Source organism: Fischerella sp. PCC 9605 (assembly GCF_000517105.1).
Lineage (GTDB): Bacteria > Cyanobacteriota > Cyanobacteriia > Cyanobacteriales > Nostocaceae > PCC9605.
The window spans coordinates 420,753-440,679 of record NZ_KI912151.1 but is presented as its reverse complement, the minus strand read 5'-3'; the positions used below and the strand labels follow the sequence as shown (position 1 = coordinate 440,679).

At 45.1% G+C, this 19,927-nt stretch carries 18 protein-coding genes and 1 pseudogene; 12 read left to right on the top strand and 7 right to left on the bottom strand.

The window, feature by feature from the left end; translation table 11 throughout:
• Positions 1–244: 244 nt before the first annotated feature.
• Together FIS9605_RS38330 and recR are read right to left on the bottom strand one after the other, a co-directional pair.
• Positions 245–1,638, bottom strand: a pseudogene (locus FIS9605_RS38330) (3' terminal RNA ribose 2'-O-methyltransferase Hen1).
• Positions 1,639–1,926: 288 nt separating this feature from the next.
• Complete coding sequence (recR, locus tag FIS9605_RS0126990; protein WP_026735368.1) at positions 1,927–2,484, bottom strand: recombination mediator RecR; 558 nt, start codon at positions 2,482–2,484, stop codon at positions 1,927–1,929.
• 420 nt (positions 2,485–2,904) lie between these two features.
• Between recR and FIS9605_RS0126985 the strand changes: the two genes are divergently transcribed.
• The 4 genes from FIS9605_RS0126985 (at position 2,905) to FIS9605_RS0126965 (ending at position 5,796) form a co-directional block, all read left to right on the top strand.
• On the top strand, positions 2,905–3,132 hold the full coding sequence (locus FIS9605_RS0126985) for a hypothetical protein (protein WP_026735367.1): 228 nt from the start codon (positions 2,905–2,907) through the stop codon (positions 3,130–3,132).
• A 190-nt stretch (positions 3,133–3,322) separates the two neighbouring features.
• Complete coding sequence (locus FIS9605_RS0126975) at positions 3,323–3,544, top strand: hypothetical protein (protein WP_026735366.1); 222 nt, start codon at positions 3,323–3,325, stop codon at positions 3,542–3,544.
• On the top strand, positions 3,522–3,779 hold the full coding sequence (locus FIS9605_RS0126970; RefSeq protein WP_026735365.1) for a ParE family toxin-like protein: 258 nt from the start codon (positions 3,522–3,524) through the stop codon (positions 3,777–3,779). The genes FIS9605_RS0126975 and FIS9605_RS0126970 overlap by 23 nt, the downstream gene beginning before the upstream one ends.
• 331 nt (positions 3,780–4,110) lie before the next feature.
• The gene (locus FIS9605_RS0126965) at positions 4,111–5,796 is read left to right on the top strand and encodes an NAD(P)H-quinone oxidoreductase subunit 4 (protein WP_026735364.1); all 1,686 of its coding nucleotides are present in this window, start codon (positions 4,111–4,113) and stop codon (positions 5,794–5,796) included.
• Between the two features lie 74 nt (positions 5,797–5,870).
• On the opposite strand, the gene FIS9605_RS0126960 is transcribed toward FIS9605_RS0126965, so the two are convergent.
• Both FIS9605_RS0126960 and FIS9605_RS0126955 read right to left on the bottom strand, forming a co-directional pair.
• A complete protein-coding gene (locus FIS9605_RS0126960; protein WP_026735363.1) occupies positions 5,871–6,773 on the bottom strand; it encodes an SDR family oxidoreductase in 903 nt (300 codons plus the stop codon).
• 63 nt (positions 6,774–6,836) lie between these two features.
• Positions 6,837–7,337, bottom strand: a complete 501-nt coding sequence (locus FIS9605_RS0126955; RefSeq protein WP_231510480.1) for an STAS domain-containing protein — start codon at positions 7,335–7,337, stop codon at positions 6,837–6,839.
• On the opposite strand from FIS9605_RS0126955, the gene FIS9605_RS38325 reads away from it, so the two are divergent.
• Both FIS9605_RS38325 and FIS9605_RS45505 read left to right on the top strand, forming a co-directional pair.
• Positions 7,321–8,022: an RNA-guided endonuclease InsQ/TnpB family protein gene (locus tag FIS9605_RS38325; protein ID WP_231510479.1), complete on the top strand. Its 702-nt coding sequence runs from the start codon at positions 7,321–7,323 to the stop codon at positions 8,020–8,022. The two genes, FIS9605_RS0126955 and FIS9605_RS38325, sit on opposite strands and share 17 nt — an antisense overlap.
• 472 nt (positions 8,023–8,494) lie before the next feature.
• The gene (locus tag FIS9605_RS45505; protein ID WP_026735361.1) at positions 8,495–9,304 is read left to right on the top strand and encodes a PEP-CTERM sorting domain-containing protein; all 810 of its coding nucleotides are present in this window, start codon (positions 8,495–8,497) and stop codon (positions 9,302–9,304) included.
• A 150-nt stretch (positions 9,305–9,454) separates the two neighbouring features.
• Here the strand turns inward: FIS9605_RS45505 and FIS9605_RS0126935 are convergent, their stop codons facing one another.
• A complete protein-coding gene (locus FIS9605_RS0126935; protein WP_026735360.1) occupies positions 9,455–10,240 on the bottom strand; it encodes an HAD family hydrolase in 786 nt (261 codons plus the stop codon).
• A gap of 183 nt (positions 10,241–10,423) precedes the next feature.
• Here FIS9605_RS0126935 and FIS9605_RS0126930 point away from each other — a divergent pair, with 183 nt between their 5' ends.
• A complete protein-coding gene (locus FIS9605_RS0126930; protein ID WP_026735359.1) occupies positions 10,424–11,203 on the top strand; it encodes a hypothetical protein in 780 nt (259 codons plus the stop codon).
• Between the two features lie 318 nt (positions 11,204–11,521).
• Here the strand turns inward: FIS9605_RS0126930 and FIS9605_RS0126925 are convergent, their stop codons facing one another.
• The gene (locus tag FIS9605_RS0126925) at positions 11,522–13,060 is read right to left on the bottom strand and encodes an iron uptake porin (protein ID WP_231510478.1); all 1,539 of its coding nucleotides are present in this window, start codon (positions 13,058–13,060) and stop codon (positions 11,522–11,524) included.
• A gap of 428 nt (positions 13,061–13,488) precedes the next feature.
• On the opposite strand from FIS9605_RS0126925, the gene FIS9605_RS0126920 reads away from it, so the two are divergent.
• The 5 genes from FIS9605_RS0126920 to FIS9605_RS0126900 all read left to right on the top strand — a co-directional run bounded on the left by FIS9605_RS0126920 (position 13,489) and on the right by FIS9605_RS0126900 (position 19,090).
• Positions 13,489–14,037, top strand: coding sequence for a DUF2808 domain-containing protein (locus FIS9605_RS0126920; protein WP_442854732.1), 549 nt, complete (start codon positions 13,489–13,491; stop codon positions 14,035–14,037).
• A gap of 748 nt (positions 14,038–14,785) precedes the next feature.
• Positions 14,786–16,099 carry an ABC transporter substrate-binding protein gene (locus tag FIS9605_RS0126915; RefSeq protein WP_026735356.1) on the top strand — a complete coding sequence of 438 codons (1,314 nt, stop codon included), beginning with the start codon at positions 14,786–14,788 and terminating at the stop codon, positions 16,097–16,099.
• Positions 16,100–16,184: 85 nt separating this feature from the next.
• Positions 16,185–17,093 carry a carbohydrate ABC transporter permease gene (locus FIS9605_RS0126910; protein WP_026735355.1) on the top strand — a complete coding sequence of 303 codons (909 nt, stop codon included), beginning with the start codon at positions 16,185–16,187 and terminating at the stop codon, positions 17,091–17,093.
• Positions 17,094–17,096: 3 nt separating this feature from the next.
• On the top strand, positions 17,097–17,981 hold the full coding sequence (locus FIS9605_RS0126905) for a carbohydrate ABC transporter permease (protein ID WP_026735354.1): 885 nt from the start codon (positions 17,097–17,099) through the stop codon (positions 17,979–17,981).
• A gap of 8 nt (positions 17,982–17,989) precedes the next feature.
• The gene (locus FIS9605_RS0126900; RefSeq protein WP_026735353.1) at positions 17,990–19,090 is read left to right on the top strand and encodes an ABC transporter ATP-binding protein; all 1,101 of its coding nucleotides are present in this window, start codon (positions 17,990–17,992) and stop codon (positions 19,088–19,090) included.
• Between the two features lie 10 nt (positions 19,091–19,100).
• Here FIS9605_RS0126900 and FIS9605_RS0126895 read toward each other — a convergent pair whose 3' ends face one another.
• Complete coding sequence (locus tag FIS9605_RS0126895) at positions 19,101–19,832, bottom strand: DevA family ABC transporter ATP-binding protein (protein WP_026735352.1); 732 nt, start codon at positions 19,830–19,832, stop codon at positions 19,101–19,103.
• Positions 19,833–19,927 lie beyond the last annotated feature (95 nt).

Genomic DNA, 19,927 nt, shown 5'->3' with positions numbered 1-19,927 from the left:
GGTTAGTGGTTGTAGAGACGTGCCATGGCACGTCTCTACATTGGTTGTTAGTAGCTGTCCCAATCGATATGCCACTACTGTTTAAAAAGCCACTTTCTGTCTACGCATTCGTTACCTCCCACCTCTTTCAAATCAGTTATTTTTTCAAGAATTGACCTTCTAAATTATGAATGGGTGTAATTGCAACCGATTTATGCACTTAATCTGTGTTTGTTGAAGAAAAATAGCAATAAAATTAACTAAACTAAATTGCTAATTGATAGAACATCCCCATCTGTGTTGGAGAACCAACTTCTGGATCTTCTTCTCCTATAGATTGAAATTCCACGCTATAACCAAAGCGTTGTGCTACTCGTATTGCCCATGTTTGAAATTCTTGGCGCGTCCATTCAAAGCGGTGGTCTTTATGGCGCAGTTTTCCAGCGGGTAAATTCTCAAACTTGACGTTATACTCAATGTTCGGTGTGGTGACAATCGCATTTTTAGGACGGGCAAACTCGAATAATACGCGCTCAAACGCCTCCAAGCGCGGCAAGTCAAGATGCTCAATTACTTCAATCACGGTAGCTGCATCATAGCCATTGAAACGTTTATCTTGATAAGTGAGTGCGCCTTGAATTAGTTGCAGGCGATCCCATTGGTTTCGAGGTAAACGCAGGCGATCTAATCTCTCTTTGGCAACTTCTAACAAGCGATAAGAAACATCAACACCCGTAATTTGCTCAAAAAAACTGTCTTTAAGCAGTATTTTCAGCAGATTGCCCTGACCGCAGCCTAAATCAATTACTCGCTTTGCTGCGCGGTGCTTCAAAGCGGCGACTACGGCGTTTAACCTGTGCTGGTTAAGGCTAAGCGGCTTTTCTACCGCCGCTTCTTCTTGAGCATGTTTTTCTTGTACCCGATCCGGATCGAGATTGTCCTCCTCTGTGAGTTGTGCCAAAGCGACACGAGTCAGGTGGCTTTGGCGTTTGAGGTAGCGTTTGGTAATTTGTTCTCTGGCTGGATGCTTATTGAGCCAACCTTCACCATGACGCAGTAATTTTTCGACTTCTTCGTCACCTACCCAGTAGTGTTTATCATCATCTAGTACTGGTATAAGTACGTAGAGATGGCTTAACAAGTCAGAAAGCCGCAGGGTATGATGTAATTCGACTGTATAGTATTGACTGTGCCCCCAGTCTGGAAAATTCTCATCAAGAAGATGACCTTGAGCGCGGACTGAGTAGCCTAAAGGTTCAAACAGTTGCCGCAAAAACTCTTCGCCACCCCGACAAGGTATTACAGATACTCTTGCTACTAGGGGTATAGGAGTTTGTGCTAGTTCTGGTCTATCTTGGCAACGACCCGAAAGAGCAGTACTGAATACTTGTGCGATCGCCACACTTAAAAATGAAGAAGCAACATAAGGGCGATCGCTCACATATTGCTCAATCTTTGTACCGCGTCCCCGCACTAATTTCACCGAGTCAACTTCTAATAGCAGCGCCGCAGTACAGCGCGCTGTGTATTTGCTTCTGGATAAAAAACATGTGCCTGTCCGAAGGAAAGAGAAAAGGAATGGCAACGGTCAGGGTGTTTATGCAGTAGGTAGCCTAGGTCTGTTGCAGGTTGATATGTAGTTGAAATTGTCAGCAGCATTCACTTTTGAGAAGCTGAGAGTAAAAGAGTCTAATAATGACTACCGTTTTAAAGTCCTAAATTACGCAATTTTTTTATTAATGGCATATTTTGTATGAACAGCTAATTTTTCTATTTTTTTAAAAAACGTAAAATGTAGGGTGCGTTAGCGCTAGCTAACGCACCCCATAGGTTTTATGTTTAATTAAGTTCGCCTACTTAGCGATCGCAGTATAAATTTGGTAACAAAGATAATTTTAGTCATTAGTCCCCAGTCCTTAACCATGACTATTGACTAATGACCACAACCTAATCCAACTCTCGGCGTCCTTCCAAAGCTCGTGCCAGCGTCACCTCGTCAGCGTATTCTAAATCACCACCCACAGGCAAACCAAAGGCAATTCGCGTCACCTTCGTAAATGGCTTTAGTAGCTGACCAACATAAAGTGTTGTCGTCTCCCCTTCCACACTCGGACTAATTGCCAAGATAACTTCTTTGGGCTGTTGCTGACTCACTCGCCGCACCAAAGCTTGGATAGTCAACTGTTCTGGGCCTATGCCATCTATCGGAGAAATCACTCCACCCAGAACATGATACTTGCCTTTGTACTCTTTGGTTTTTTCCAAGGCGATGACATCACGAGAATCCGCCACTATACAAATAGTATTGTTATCACGGCTGGGGTTGCGGCAGATTTCACATACAGGTTCCGCAGAAAGGTGAAAGCACTCTTTGCACACGCCTATTTGTTTTTTGGCTTCTATCAGCGCTTGTGCCAAAGCTTCTACTTCTGCTTCTGGACGTTTCAAAATATGCAGCGCTAGTCTCTGGGCAGTTTTCGGGCCAACTCCCGGTAAGCGTTGCAGTTGCTCAATTAACCGTGCTAAAGGACGTGCGTAAACCGTGGCTTTATCTCCAGTATGTTCACCTTAACTATGATGGCATTCTTGCAGGATTTTGGGTTGGTCATGTGAACTATCCATATGAAGTGAGTTAGACCGCTTTATCCCTTGGTTTGGCAACAATTTCATGGTTATATATAAATGCGATCGCATTTTTATTAATGTGCAGATAAGATCCACTGCTAACCTTAGCCCAGCTAGTACTCAACCAAATTGATTTTGATAGGTTTGTCTTGGTGTCTTGGTGTCTTTGTGGTGAAAAAGATCATCTTGAAACCACCAAGACACTAAGAGTACTAGCACCAACTGTATTGCCCATTAACCTGTCAAAATCTTTATGGCAAACTACTAGAATAAGTTCAGGAAATAGGGCAGGAGAGCGAGATGAATACATCTATCCTTGACAAGGTGATTGAACAACTGAAAGTTATGCCCGAAGATTTGCAGTCGCAGGTGCTTGAATTTGCACGTACTTTGGCAGGTACAAAAATTCAAGGTGTTCCAGGTTGTCAACTGATACGTTTTGCGGGTGTTATACCACCAGACGACATACAATTGATACGCGAAGCAATTGAAAAAGACTGCGAACAGATTGACATCAATGAGTGGTAGATACTTGCTGGATACTAACATTAGTATTGCTCTATTCGCGGATGAGATAGCAGTCAAAAACAGCCTTGCACAAAAAGTGGAGAGTTGCGCAAGTTTCACGAAAGCTGCCGAAACATGTACTCAGCCCCAATTTGGAACCGTAAAGTAAACTAACAATAGAAGTACTTCCAGAAAAAACGTTATTTTCTCTATGTCTACCCTGACAGAAATCGAAGCAGCCATTAAAAAACTACCAGAAGGTGAAATTCGCCAACTTGCTGTATGGCTTCAGACATACCTGGATGAAACATGGGATCGGCAAATAGAAGCGGATTTAGAATCTGGTAAATTGGATCACTTGATTGCTAAAGCAGAGGCTGACATTGCAGCAAATAACGTGAGAGATCTTGATGAAGTCCTTTACGACACCTGATTTTTGGCAAGCTTATGCAGTTTTGTCTCCGGAAATAAAAGAACAGGCTCGAAAAGCATACCAGCTTTGGAAAGAAAACCAATCTCACCCATCCCTCCATTTTAAGAAAGTTGGTAAGAATCTTTGGTCTGCTCTAATTACGGGAGGCTACCGAGCATTGGCACTAAATAAGGGTGACGATTATTACTGGTTCTGGATTGGCTCTCACGATGACTATGATGCTTTACTTAATTAAGGATGCATCACAGCTCGATTGAGTTTGCTGGTGTGCGATCGCCCAGCATCCCAACCTCATGTAGTAAAAACTCGTGTTCGAGCTTGTGAGCGGGATTTAGAAGCATTTCATTAGAGTTAGCTAGACCTAAATCCGCGAATACATTACCGCTACTTGCTTATACTTTTATGCGATCGCCCACTATGTTTTCATTTGATGTGCAGGATTGATATAACCATCTCTGCAATATAGATATACCTATATGGCCAGCTGGGGTAAAGACTTATTCATAAATGTTTACAAAGTTTAGTAGAATGACTTTATGAACAAATAAGTATTTTTGCTCAGCATTATGAGAGTAGATCAATTTCCCTGGCTCACCGCGATCGTGGTGCTGCCACTCGTTGCAGCCCTGCTCATCCCCGTACTGCCCGATAAAGATGGTAAGCGCCTGCGGTGGTATGCCCTAGGCGTAGGAATCGCGGATTTTGTCTTGATGTGCTATGCCTTTTGGAAGCATTACGATGCGAGTAGCGCTACTTTTCAACTCGCGGAGAAATATGCCTGGATACCTCAGTTAGGTTTTAGCTGGGCAGTTTCAGTCGATGGACTATCAGCCCCGCTCGTGCTTCTAGCAGGATTGGTAACGACACTTTCGATATTTGCAGCTTGGCAAGTTAATATCAAGCCTCGACTGTTCTATTTTCTGATGCTGGTGCTTTATTCTGCACAGATAGGGGTGTTCGTAGCCCAAGACTTGCTGCTGTTTTTCATTATGTGGGAGCTAGAATTGGTTCCCGTCTACTTGCTTGTATCCATTTGGGGCGGGCAAAAGCGTCGCTACGCAGCAACTAAATTCTTATTATATACCGCAGCTGCTTCTATATTTATTCTGGTGGCAGGGCTGGCAATGGCTCTCTACGGCGACAACATGACCTTCGATATCGCCGCGCTCAGCATGAAGAACTTCCCCCTAGCGCTAGAACTGCCACTTTATGCAGGATTGCTGATTGCGTTTGGCGTCAAGCTGGCTATTTTCCCTCTGCACACCTGGCTACCTGACGCACATGGTGAGGCTTCTGCTCCCGTGTCGATGATTTTGGCTGGTGTGCTGTTGAAGATGGGCGGATACGGACTAATTCGCCTGAATCTAGAGATGCTCTCGGATGCACACATTTACTTTGCACCGGTTCTAGCCATTCTGGGCGTTGTCAACATTATCTATGGTGCGTTGAACTCCTTTGCCCAATCCAACATGAAGCGTCGCCTAGCATATTCGTCAGTTTCCCACATGGGTTTCGTATTGCTGGGTATTGCGTCTTTTACCGACTTGGGAGTCAGCGGTGCGATGTTGCAAATGATATCGCACGGTTTAATCGCAGCGGTACTGTTCTTCCTCGCAGGCGTAACTTACGATCGCACTCACACGATGGCAATGGACAATATGGGCGGTGTTGGTCAGGCGATGCCCAAAGTGTTTGCCCTGTTTACGGCAGGTGCAATGGCGTCACTGGCTCTCCCCGGTATGAGTGGCTTTGTCAGCGAACTCTCGGTCTTCGTTGGCGTGACGACCAGTGATATCTACAGTTCATCTTTCTGCACCGTGACAGTCTTCTTAGCCGCAGTGGGAGTCATCCTCACGCCGATTTATCTGCTCTCGATGTTGCGACAGGTATTTTACGGTTCTGGTATAGCACCTACGTGTGACATTAACAATGCAGGCTTGGAAAATCAGGAGGATGAGGGAACGGTTTGCTTTGGTACGGACTGTCTCCTGCCTACCGAGGCAGTCTATAGCGATGCCAAACCACGTGAGTTGTTTATTGCTGCCTGTTTTCTGCTGCCGATCGTTGGTATTGGGTTCTATCCCAAGCTGGCTACGCAGATGTATGACGTGAAAACTGTTGCGGTGAATGCTCAGGTTCGCCAATCCTACATTCAAATCGCACAAACGAATCCCCAGATTTATGCTAAGGGATTCTTGGCTCCAACAATTGCAGAGCCTGAAGTAGCGCCCGTTTTGGGAATTGTCAAGTAACCTTGTTGACCTCTATACATTATGTCGAAAATCGAGCGATCGCTTTTTCAGGGGCGATCGCTTTTTGATTTTGCTTATTCGATCGCAACATTTTCCGCGAAGTATTTCCCCCAGTTAGGCTGTCGGCCATCAATATCGGTGAATCCATACTCCTGTGCCAAATCCCACGAACTAAACACCCGACCTGACTTTTGCATAATGTTTGAGTCAGCAGACAGTGCTGCGATCGCCCGTCCAATATAAAAGGGGGTCTCTGAGGCGATGAAGTGCGGATCGCGCTTGGCTCCATCTTGCCAATTGCTCTCAGTCACGCCAAAATGCTCTAGCATTGCTTCAGATCGCAGAAACCCCGGCGTCACTGCAAGGGCGGTAACATTGTGTGAACGGAGTTCTTCAGCCATTGCATAGGCAAGCCGGATGACCGACAACTTCGCAAGGTCATAGAAGAGATTGCCACGGTAGCGATCGTTGTCCCCATCTGTAATCTCGACGATCAGTCCCTGTCTGCGTTCAATCATGAGAGGAACCGCATAGCGACTAGTAATGATGTGTGAGCGGACTGCTCGTTCCTGCATCAGCCACCCTTGGGAAAGCGAGAGTTTCCAGAACGGTTTGCCCCACTCCGTTAATTCGTCGCCCCCCCAGACATCGTTTACAAGGATATCGAGCCGCCCCTGTTCTGCCGTAACCTGTGCAAAGAGCACCTTGACCTGCTCCTCAACCGTATGATCGACACGTACTGAAATGCCAACTCCACCGTATCTATCTACTAATTCGGCTGTCTGTTCAATGGTCTCCGGTCTGTGCTCCAAATCGAAGGGAGAATCGGACTTTCTGCCATGCGATCGCATTGCTCGGGTGCTGCGACCTGTACAATACACAGTTGCCCCAGCTTCACCCAGCATACAAGCAATGCCACGTCCTGCTCCACGAGTTGCACCAGCAACCACAGCAACCTTACCTTTCAGCGATGGCATAGATGTTGCTCCTTGTATTTTTAAACGGCACGCACAACTTTACCTCAAGTAAGTTCTGAGATCCTACTTAGCATTATCACTGCTGGAGGGGCGATCGCGGGCTTCAAACCCTGCGATCGCTGTATGGAGTGTGAAATAAACGTGTTCAGATCCCATCTTCTGTAAAAGCCCCGATTGCTTCAGTTGTCTGTAGAGATCTTGTTTCACACGCGCCATCGTAAAGGTAATGCCTCTAGCGGCTAGTTCGCTTTGCAATTCTGCCAATGTGTCGATCGCAGTAATGTCAACTTCGACGATCGCTTCTGTGTTCAGCACAAACCACTCCACGGGAGTTGCTTCTGCCTCAATCGCCTCTAATACCCGTCGCTTGAAGTTTTCTACATTGGCAAAGCAAAGAGGAGCATCATACCGATAAATCACCAATCCTGGAATAGTTTTAGCTCCCTCCCAGTCTTCCTCCCAGTCTTCAATGTCGTGCAATCCCGGCAACCCTGGCACCTCTCCCAAAACTGCATCGTGCGGTCGCGCCATCCGAGCAAACAAATCTATGACAGATAAGCTCACTGCCACAGCAACGCCAACACCTGTTCTTACGCCTGACGCGCCAGATATGGAAAATACCGTCGGGATTGATATGGGCTTGAAGTCGTTTCTGGTAACAGATGCGGGTGCAGGGGTGAAAATTCCGCAGCACTATCGGAAAGCAGAGAAACGCCTGAAACGGTTGCAGCGTTCACTGTCTCGTAAACACAGAGGCTCCTTACGCCGACGGAGCGCGATTAAACGAGTGTCTAAGGCACACCTGAAAGTCTCAAATCAACGGAAAGACTTTCACTACAAAACCGCTAATAAGCTTTTATCTCAAGGCAAGCACGTTGCACATGAAAAGCTGAACATCAAAGGGATTGCTAGAACGAGACTGGCAAAATCGACACATGACGCTGGATGGGGTCAATTCCTGCAAATTCTTTCAATCAAGGCTGAAAGAGCCGGATTGCTTGCCATTGCGGTGAATCCAAACGGCACAAGTCAGAGCTGCTCTAGATGCGGTGCAAAAGTTCCGAAAACCCTCTTGGACAGGCTTCACGTCTGTCCTGAGTGTGGGCTGACGCTCTTACGTGACCACAATGCAGCAATCAATATCAAATATTTGGCGGTAGGGCATTCCGTCAATAAAGCTCAGGTAACGTCCGATGCAGTAGCAGGAGTCACTGAGAAGCCTACACTGATGCTGACGCATACAGTGTAGGAGTATGTCACTAAAGTCAAGCAAATAATATATTTTTTATGTAAACCAAGTATTTAAGTTTTTATTTTTACCCATAGTTGATTACAGTGATAGCACCTATATTATAATAAACAGGGCAAATACTTATAGCTAATTGACAAGGAAAATCAATTGGCAAGCTTGAGTCATCTCTAGCAGTATTCGTTGTATTGATTTTAAGATCGCTGACGTTTTTTGCTAGAGTCGCTTCTACCAAATATATTGACGAATCTTGACTTATTCACCCGTAGTGGGAGCTATTATCCACTATTGTTCAACTGCGTCCTAAAGACCAATCATTTCTTCAAGGTAGGCCTAATACAAGATAAATTTTTGAGTGCTTGAGGCAGATCCTTGATTATGAAACGGGCGATCGCATACATAATTTGCGATCGTGCTGACTAAGTGTTTTTGCAGTAAACCTTGAGCTTTTTGAAGTGTAGGAGAAAAATACATGCGTCGTATAGGGATGCTTTTTTTGAGTGTTTTTTCTGTAGTTTTGGGTACAGCTCAATCCTCCTTAGCATTTAGCGTTGCTGTTTTTGGCGACAATTCGATAGACGACTTTGTAAACACTCAATCAGGATTCAGTGCCACACTCGTTACTGATGCCCAATTAGCAACCGCAGGATTCCTAGATGCCTTCGATGCTTTTATTTACACACGCGATGGTGCGTCATTTGGCACTGGTCTTTCTGCTCCTGCTGCTGCCAACGTCAAATCCTTCGTTACCGGAAATGTCGTGCTATTTATGACTGACTTGGCAGACAAAATCGGAGCGGGTGCACCACAAGGAGAAGACCCATTAGCTAACAAAGCACTTTTGAACTCTTTATCTTTTGCAACGAAGAACGGCAAAGGTTTCATAGGAGAATTCAATGGAGCTGGATTTGCCTTAAGTCAAAACACATCAGGTTTTAGCGGTCAGTCATTGGAGCTAGTACCAGGGACATTTACAGGTTTAGGTAACAATATTACACAACCATTTAACATTGTCCAATCCACTCATCCAGTCACCGCAGGACTACCCAACCCTTGGACATCGAGTGGTGGTCAAGATTTCTTAGCCAGTTCTACAGGGGTTCCTTCCGAACTCATCGTTGCAAAAGGCCCAGCAGGGGCAGCAGATCAATTTCCTACAATTGTGGCGAGTCGCAGTGAACCCGTTCCCGAACCCCTAACCATGAGCGGCACAGCCCTTGCTGCTGGTATGGGCTGGCTGATGAAGAGAAAGCTAACACAGTCGCAAAAAGCTAAAGTTTAATATTGCCAATGCAAATATCAAGCTGAATGCCTCAATAAGGGAGAGGGGGAAAGGGGGAGTGGGAGAGTATATAAAACTGGACTTTCCCCATCCCCCCATCCCCCCATCTCTCCTTGTCCTCCTTCCCAATTCGTTTGCTAAAAAGCGATCTCATTTCAAACTTGCCTCTACAAGCAATCGCGCCAGTTCGCAAAATCCTTCCCCTTCCGCAGCAGCTGTCACATAAACAGGCTGATGGTGCAACCTTTGTGCATACTCCAACACGTTCGCTACACCAACAGACATAGGAAAACAACTCTCATCAAATAAACTTTCATCATTAGGACTATCACCAACAGTAACAACTTCCTGTGGGGCGTAGCGGGGAAAGTATTTCTGCAATACCTGCAATAACCCAACTGCCTTATCTTGCTGCAAAGGTTTGATGTGACACTGCACGCTACTGTAAGTAAATCCCCAACCCATTTGCTGACAGAGATTTGCTAGGGTTTGGATCTCATTTGTACTCAATCCGGTAACATCAAAAGTCCAGTCGGTGATCCGAAAGCGATTGTCAGTTGATTCTTGGAGATGGGGAAATTTTCGGCGTAATTGCTCAAAAAATACAGCTAGTTGTTGGCGATGGTTAACGATATTAGCAATGGGCGTTAAGGCTACTGATTTCTCACTATTGTAGTGATAGAATAAACCACCATTTTCGGCGATCGCCCCAACGATCGGTAGGTAACTTGCGATTCCACTTACCCATCCCGCACTCCGTCCAGTCACAATCAGCACCTTTATACCAGCAGTTGCTAAATCTTCAAAAGCTTGCAACAGTTGGCTAGTAAACTTGCCTGCCACAGTCAAAGTTCCATCCATATCTGTAGCAATCAGACGAATATTGCCAAAGCGATCGCCAGCTTGAATCTGAGATAGAGGCAGGAGTTTGGGCATACGAGGGGGTGGGTGTGTAGAGGCAGGGGTAAAGGTTAAAGGGGAAAGGGAAAAGGCATTTATATTCCCTTTCACCCTTACCCTTTGCCCTTTCCCCAATCAAAAATATCACCAATACCGCAAAATGACATCCAGGATTTGGGCATCCTATACATCAGGAGTCAAGTTTTCCATTTGCTCACTATGTCAACTTCAATGTTTATTACCCAATCGGCTGGGACAAAAACTAAAAAGGTATCTCAACAAGTTCCCGCTAGCGAACCGCAAGCACCGCCATTGTTGTTGGTGGCAACCAGTGGAGGATTAGCTTTAGCTGTGATTGCTTTAATTGTCTATGGCAAAATCCAGCTGAATCAGCTACAGAAAAAACTCAAGTTTGAAAAATTTCGGACACGAGAACTAGATAAAAAGTTTAAACTCGCCTTAGACACGATTCGCAAAATGGAAACTAACCCCGACTTGATTAACTCACGGGAATTTAACCTGGATTATCTGCGAATGCGAATGTCAGAGGAAGTTTTTCATTTTGCCATAGTTAATCAAGTTAAAATTAAGGTTAAAGATAAAATTTCTCAAGCACTGCGTCCCAATCAAGCCCAACAAGGAGTAGTGGGAATTGCTAGTAATGCCGGGCGACAGGTAGATGAAATATTCGATGTCGAACATGAGACTGGCAATCCGCCTAACATTACCAAGCGAGTGTTATTTCGCATTCAAATCCGGTTAATGAAGTTACCGACACAGGCGACTTCAGCCACGATTAGCCAGATTATAGATTGTATTGAAACTTACCTTAGTCCCGCAGACGATGAGGATAATTGGCAACCTACGATTCAAGGGCGGATTGCCTATATGCATTGGGATCAAAAAGCTAAGCCTACTCCTCTGTTAGTTCTAGAGCAATCCAATGAAGGTGTGAATGTGACTTTCCGCACTAATCGCCAACCAAACGCTCCAAAGTAGCAGAAACCGCGCTGGACAAAAGGTAAAAATCAGGCTTTGGCAAGTAAAGATCGCGCCTCTAGGAAAATAAGGAAGAGTGCAGGAGGCAGAACAGATAGAAATTTTCATCACTTTGTTGTGTGATGAAATTACGTGGGCGTCTACCTATAATATTATGTCTGCTTGAACACTTATATTATCCGCCCGTGTCGCTAATAGGTGATTGGTAATTGCTAATGGGAAGCAAACCTACTAGCCGCACTCACAGTCGAATATAAACTAATTAAACGGACACGATATCAAATATGAGTGATGTTGGGTAAATAGATAAAATCGAGCTTAGAACAGAAAAGTGGTTCGGAGCGTTCCTACATAAATAGTGTCATTGTCGGTATTGTGCTCCGGATTCGTAACTACAAAAAAGCCAGGAGTGATGTAAAATCTGTCTGTAATTTGGTAGCGATAGAAAGCTTCAAAATGTAAAGAAGTGTCCGGATCTTCGCGTCCGGCAATGTCATTCGCAATCACTTTCGGTGGTTGACCAAAAATAACCCCCAATAAGTCGCCTCCTCGACCTAAAAAGTCAGTAAAAGCTAAGCCTACAGCCCAAGTCAAAATAGTCGCATCGCTGCCTTTATTTGGATCGGATTCAGCATGAGCGTCTATTAAACCTAACCAACCCGAAAGGTTAAAAGAAGGGCTGATCCGATAAGAAGTTTCTAAACCATAAGCATTTACGCTTGTGGCAGCATCATCAAAGGGGTTTTCGGCATTAGCGCTGCCAGCACCAGCACCTGGACTGACGTTATAGGCATGAACATAAGTCAAAGCCGCAGCAAAATCTATCGTTGGCTGTAGGGTTAATTGGGCGATCGCTCCATAAGCATCACCGCCAATTCCCACATCAGGATCGTTAGCTTCTGCCGATAAATATCCTACAGATAACCTCGCTACTCTACCGAATAGATATTGAAACCCAATCCCAGTACCGCCACCATTCAGGCCGTAAATCCGAGATTCAACGCCAAAGTTAGAAACCGCACCAATACTGCTACTGCTAAGGGGGGCATTGAGTGAAGGAGTAAAGCCAGTGAAGCCACCCCCCGCAGCTGCAAGGTAAACCAACGCCTCCGGACTGAGATTGAACTCATACAGAAGCGCACTTATTTCAAAATTGTTGTCGTTGTCTCCTGCAAAGCTCAATTTAGACATATTGGTGTCGGTGACATCAGCAAAATCGGGAGTATTTCTTGCTTCTATGCCGACTCTCAGACGATCTTGCCCGATGAAACTGGTGTCGAAGTTTAAGGTGGCGCGATTGCTCAGGATAAAATTATCATCGACATCGCTGCCCCCAAATCCACTCACAGCAATTATCGCTTCTGCGTTAAATAGGCTCGTTGTAGAGAATGAAGGCGACGCTTCCAACTGGGCTGTACGTACCTCCAGATTGTCTATCTGATTTTGTAAACTGACTAATTCTGCTGCAAACTCATTTTGCAATCGCTGCAAAATGTTCATATCTTCTTCAGTGAAGGTTTTGTCTGTCGCTGCCTGAATCAACTGATTGATGCGCTCTAGACAGGCATTCAATCCAGCTGCAAACTCGTAGCGAGTCAGAGTTCTGTCACCTCTATAAGTGCGATCGGGATAGCCAGCAATACAACCATAGCGCTCTACCAGCGATTGCAAAGCTTGAAATGCCCAGTCGGTTGGCTGTACATCCGCAAGCTGAGAGACGGAAGTTAGCTGAGCCATCCTTTCGTCGGGTTCTTTGCTACCCTTAGGCTGAGCAGGAACTAGTTGATTTGAAGTTGTCTCACTTGCAGGAGCCTCATTGGCAAGAGTGCTATTGCTGAGAATAAAAATGAGACTCAAAATAGCTGAACAAATTTGAAGGCAATTCCAAAAACTTTTTGACATACTTCCTCATCACACCTAAATAAAAAAATCGCTGATAAATAGCGTTTTTAGTATCAACGGTCAAAAAGTAAAATTTTTTCTTTTGCAAACAAGCGAAAATTTATAGCAATGGCTAGTCTAGGCAAGCTATAGTTGCAAAGAATGCCAATGCTGAAGGTAGCCTCTCATTACGTCTCATTATCCCCGGAAACAGGAAGTAAGTACAGCATTATTCATCAGAAGAAACATTTTTCCTAAAGGAAAGGCAGTTTTTCCGGCATTGTATAAATCATTTGATTGGTCAAGTAGATATCATGTGATTAATGTGGGTATCTGAGTGGAACAGATTCCGAGCGATCGCCAACACCAGTCACAGATAAATTGTGTACATGAAAGGCTATAATATGCAGCTTCTCAAGTGGTTACAAGCCGGTTTGCTCACAGGCACGCTAGCAGTTTCGTTAGGCTCTGTGGGAGTTTTAAGCGAGTCTGTACAAGCACAAGAATCTCAAGTTAGCATAACCTCCACTGCTGGTTCTACTTTTCGTTTACTTGATGCCAAAGCTAGCGAACAAAGTGTTGACACTCGCAACACAATGTACTATTTCACGCTCAGCCTACCAAAAGACGCCTCACCCTTAGAAAGGGTAACAATTCTCCAAGTAGGAGGCAGAAATCTGGTTGAATACAACAAAGACAGAATCGGGGCATTTGTGAATCGCCAACGCGGACAACAAGTTCCTCTCAGAGAAATCAAGATCAATCCGAAGTCACAAGAAGTCACAGTAGTGTTTGCGCGTCCACTTCAGCCTGGTCAAATAGTAACTGTCAATATCGGTCCGTTTGAGAATCCTCAAACTGATGGAAATTATTTGTTTAGTGTCAAAGCTTTTCCTGAAGGCGATACTAGTGGGCAATTAGTTGGTTACGCACGCTTGCGCTTTGTTAGATAAACTTTTGCGATCAAATCCGGTTCATCATTGATCGTAAAAGTCCTCACTCCCTACCCTGCTTCCAATTGTCTAGAGGGCGTCTAGGTTTAGCCCCAGGCATTTATTTCTGTGGGCTAAATTTATATTGAGTTTCTTTGCAGAAATTCATCAGCCCTAGTAGCCACCAGTGGTCTAGCTATTCGGAAATAGAATAATTGAGTATTTTAGCTTTAAAACTTTAGCTAAAATAGTAAACTTTTAAGCATTGGAAAGCATTTCTATAAAAACTAAAAATCTTCTACTAGTCTGCTACAAAGATTATGACAGGCTAAGAAAGTTTGTAGTAAGTACTTTAGTACTTAAATGAGGGCTAAAGCCCTCACTACAAATCTATCAAAATTAGTGTGGTGGAGTACTACCACTTGAGGAAGTGATTTCTTTTAGCTACCTCTATCTTTAGAAAGTTGCTGAGTTAATTAAGAAGAAATTAATTTACATCTATAACAGTAGCTTTCAACTGTATGAGTAAATAGTTTATTCCTTCTTGAAGGGGCTGCTGTATGTTTGCAAGTTGTTAGCAAAATTTTACGCTTATTTACAATGAAGCGGCTTTGCGTAATTTTTAAGCCAGATTAATTTTAAGTTTTTTGAAATTTTTGTTCATTGTTTAAGCATATTTGCTACAAGTTAACACAAAATCATCCTTTTTAAGGTATTCCATGTTTTCATTTCCCAATAATGATTACCACTAGCGATCGCTACATTGATAATGTTGTACCGAAAGCCAATCAACAAGCTGCAAAAATTCATACAAAAACAAAGTTTTTTGCATATAGGGGTTTTTCTGGCAACTCTGTTGGGTATCATATTGTTCAGTTGGGTAGCACTCTCGCAGCGACCAGTTACCCTCAATATGTTAATTACTGCCCCTGATGCCCAACCTTGGAGACAGGGTTTGATTAGAGACTTCGAGGCTAAGAACCCAGGCATTCGCATTAACCTTGTTGAAGGGCCCAATGCCACAAATTTGCTCGAAGACCTGTATACTTCATCTTTTATCTTGGGTGAATCCCCTTATGACCTGGTCAATATGGACGTCATCTGGACACCCAAGTTTGCTGCTGCTAGATGGTTGCTACCCCTAGACGATCGCATTTCCAAAGAGGAGTTGGCAGCATTTTCACCTAAGGATGTAGAGGGGGGACGCTATCAGGACAAGCTGTACCGAATCCCCATGCGTTCCGACGTGGGAATGCTCTACTACCGGGAAGATTTAATCAAAGAAGCAGGATTGAAACCGCCAGAAACCTTTGAGGACTTGATGCGAATCTCCCAAACCTTGCAAAAGAAAGACGAGGTGAATTGGGGCTATGTTTGGCAGGGTCGCCAATATGAAGGACTCGTGGCGATGTTTGTGGAAGTCCTCGATGGCTTTGGTGGCTTCTGGGTTAATCCCGACACGCTCGAAGTAGGACTAGATCGACCAGAAACCTTACGAGCTATTGAGTTTCTGCGTAGTACCGTCAGGGAAGGTGTTTCTCCTCCTGGAGTTACGACCTACCAAGAAGAAGACACCCGGCGCTTGTTCCAAAGTGGTCAAGTGGCGTTTTTACGGAGCTGGCCCTATGCATGGCCTTTAGCCCAGGCAAAAGGTTCGCCAATCCAAGGCAAAATTGCGATTAAACCGATGGTTCATGCTCCTGGTAAGACTGGGGCAGCTTGCCTAGGGGGCTGGGGTTTAGGGATTGCTAAAACTTCTAGACATCCCGAAGAGGCTTGGAAAGCAATTCAGTATTTTACCAGTAAAGAGGCACAGCGCCGATTCATTTTGACTGCGGGCTTTGTACCAAGTCGCCGGGATTTGTTTACAGACCCAGAGATTGTTGCCAAATACCCCCACTATCCACAGTTACTGGAGGTCGTGGACAATGCAGTTTTACGTCCGCCGATCGCCCAATACGCTCAGACCTCAGATATTTTGCAGCGTTATCTCAGTGCCGCGCTAGCCGGCCGGATGAATCCTGAACGAGCAATGCAAGCTGCTGCTGCTGAAACGCGCCGACTGCTAGGTACTAGGGGCTAGGGAGCGGGAACAGGGAACTCTTAACAGGGAATAGAAAAATCCAATGCCCAATGCCCAATGACAAATGACCAATGACAAATGACCAATGACTAATTTACATACACTCCGAGGTCGGGAACAACGGACAGCATGGATCTTACTTACACCCGCATTACTGCTGCTGTTGTTTGTATTTGCCTACCCGATTTTACGAGCATTCTGGTTAAGTGTATTTACTAGGAACCTGGGAACGGAGTTACAACCCGTATTCTCTGGTTTGGACAATTATGTGCGGATGGCGGGGGATGGTCGTTTCTGGCAGAGTTTATGGGCAACGACCGTGTTCACAACAGCATCCGTTGTCTCAGAACTACTGCTAGGACTCTTGATTGCCCTAGTTCTCAATCAGGCGTTTTTTGGACGGGGCGTAGTGCGTACGATCGCCATTTTACCTTGGGCTTTGCCTACCGCTCTGATTGGTCTGGCATGGGCTTGGATTTTTAACGACCAGTTTGGGGTTGTGAACGATATTCTGCGGCGGCTGGGACTGATTGAGACTGGGATTAACTGGTTGGGAGATCCAACGCTAGCAATGATCGCAGTGATTTTTGCTGATGTTTGGAAAACTACGCCCTTTATCAGTATCCTGCTGTTGGCTGGCTTGCAGTCGATACCAAAAGACCTCTATGAAGCCTACTCGGTCGATGGGGCAAACGCTTGGCAAAACTTCCGCAATATTACCTTGCCGCTGCTGTTGCCACAAATTCTCATCGCAGTGCTATTTCGCTTTGCTCAAGCTTTCGGGATTTTCGACTTGATTGCTGTGATGACCGGGGGTGGCCCTGGTGGTGCTACAGAAGTCGTGTCATTGTACATCTACTCTACAGTGATGCGCTACTTAGATTTTGGTTATGGAGCAGCCCTCGTAGTGGTGACATTTTTGATCTTGATTGCTGCGGTGGCGATCGCTAGTTTCTTGCTTAACAAATACCGTGCCAGAACAGGAGCCATTTAACCCATGAGTGTAACTCCACAAGCACCTCCGGCGACCCCAAAACGAACAGAGGGAACCAGGTTTTCTTGGAAGAAAATCTTGCTGCCAATAGCAATTGCATTAGTAGTGCTATTCAGCTTAGCGCCAGCCCTATGGCAATTGCTGACCTCGTTTAAAGTGAATGAAGATATTGCCGCCGTTCCTACTGTCTATTTCCCGACGCGATTCACTTTCAATCACTACATTGAGTTATTCACCCGTCGCCCATTTTGGCGCTACATCTTCAACAGCGCCTTTGTGTCGATTACTTCTACAGCTTTAGCTTTAGCGATCGGAGCACCGGCTGCTTATGCCCTCGCACGCTTACGCCCTTGGGGTGGACGAGTTATCCTCGCCAGCGTTCTAATCGTGACCTTATTTCCTGGAATTCTGTTGTTCTTGGGGCTTTTGGAAGTTATCCAAGCGCTCAGACTGGGCAACAACTATCTGGCGCTGATTATACCCTACACTGCCATCAATTTACCGCTGACAATTCTAGTACTCAGAAGCTTTTTCCAACAATTGCCAAAAGATTTGGAAGATTCTGCTAGGGTCGATGGCTACAACACCTTTCAACTACTATGGCAAATCGTGTTGCCTATGACCCTTCCCGCCTTGGTGACTACTGGAATTCTCACCTTTATTTTTGCCTGGAACGAGTTTATCTTCGCTCTCACGTTTATGACTCGTGAAGAATTGAAGACAATTCCCGTTGCTGCTGCTCAGTTGGGTGGTGCCACAGTATATGAAATTCCCTACGGTCCCATCGCCGCTGCTACTGTCGTGGGGACGTTACCCCTGGTTTTACTAGTTTTGTTTTTCCAGCGCAGGATTGTTCAAGGTCTTACCGCTGGTGCTGTCAAAGGATAAAAATAAAAATGGCTAAACTCGAACTCACAAACTTGAATAAAACCTATAGTCCCAAAATCGTCCCTGTCAAAGACGTTAGCTTAACTGTAGATAACGATGAGTTTCTGACTTTACTTGGCCCTTCAGGCTGTGGCAAATCTACCGTCCTACGCATGATCGCGGGTCTTGAGGAACCTACTCGCGGTCAGATCAAGATCGGGGATGTGGATGTCACCCATAAGCGAGCAGCCGATCGCAACATCGCGATGGTATTCCAAAGCTATGCACTCTATCCCCACATGACGGTGTACGAAAACCTCGCTTCTGGACTCAGGCTGAAAAAAGTACCATCAGCAGAAATTAAACGGCGAGTGGCAGAAGTGGCAGAAGTTTTAGGATTAGAAGAGTTAATGAACCGTAAGCCTGGTCAGATGTCTGGAGGTCAACGGCAGAGGGTTGCAGTCGGTCGGGCCTTAGTGCGTAATGCTAATGTGTACCTGCTGGATGAACCTTTAAGTAACCTGGATGCACTGCTGCGCGAACGAGTCCGAGCCGATCTCAAGCAAATTTTTGCAGCACAAAAAGTGCCAGTTGTCTACGTCACCCACGACCAAACAGAAGCGATGACGCTCTCCACGAAAGTGGCTTTGCTCAACAATGGCTACGTACAGCAACTTGACCCGCCCGAGCGCATCTATAATCATCCAGCTAATCTATTTGTGGCTGGATTTGTTGGCAGTCCGCAAATGAATTTACTGACTCTACCTTGTAAAGGAAGATACGCGATACTGGGCAACTTCCAAGTGCTTCTCCCAGATATACCAACTGTACCACCCGAGATTATCCTGGGAATCCGTCCAGAAAACGTCCGCATTGCCCAACCAGGTGATACCCAGACTATCCGAGGGCGAGTGTATCTAGTGGAAAACTTGGGTATGCATTATTTGGTCAGTGTCAGAGTTGAGGGTTCACAAACCGGAGCGATTACGGTACGTGCTTTGTTACCAACAGACCAAAATTGGAGTGGCGAGGATATTACACTGGCATTGCCCCCTGAAGATATTCACTGGTTTGATGTTCAATCTGGCCATGCTCTTGTTAGAAGGCAAATGTTAGGTGTGAGAAGTTAGGGCATATAAGTTAGTTTTTGTTTCTCGCTCCTGGCTCGGAACTTACAAATGCAGTTTGAGACTGACGGACTAGAACACCGTCTTCCATTTCCACAATGCGATCGGCTATGTCTAAAATACGGTTATCGTGAGTCACCAACAAAATAGAAGTTCCCTGTTCCTTGGCAAGACGCTGCATCAATTCCACAACATCCCGTCCTGATTGTTTGTCTAAAGCTGCTGTGGGTTCGTCTGCTAACACTAGTGCGGGACTATTTACCAAGGCGCGGGCGATCGCTATTCTTTGTTTTTGTCCCCCAGAAAGACTATCTGGGTAATAGTTAATTCGTGGCCCTAAACCAACAGCCCTCAATATTCTTTCTGATTTCGCAATAGCTTCTTGCTGAGAAATATACTTATTCAGTTCTACCGCCATTTGCACATTTTGCCTTGCGGTTAAGAACTCCAATAAGTTGTGAGCTTGAAAAATATAACCAATCTTACGCCGAAGATTGACTAATTTTGTTTGGCTAGCTCTATATAATTCTTCACCTAAAAACCTTAAACTTCCTTCTTGAACAGACCGCAAACCACCGATCAAACTTAGTAACGTTGTTTTACCCGATCCTGATGGACCAGTCATGAGTACAATTTCTCCTGGATAAATTTCCAAACTAATATCAAATAAAATTTGTCTCCTCAGTGCACCTTTGCCGTAATAGTGGTTGAGATGTTGAATAGAAATTACAGGTTCTTTTATCATGGTTAGTGGTTGGTTGTTGGTTGTTAGTGGTTAGTGGGTAGGGGCGAAGCATTTGTATGGGTATCTTTCCATCAAAACGAAATATCTTCGTACAA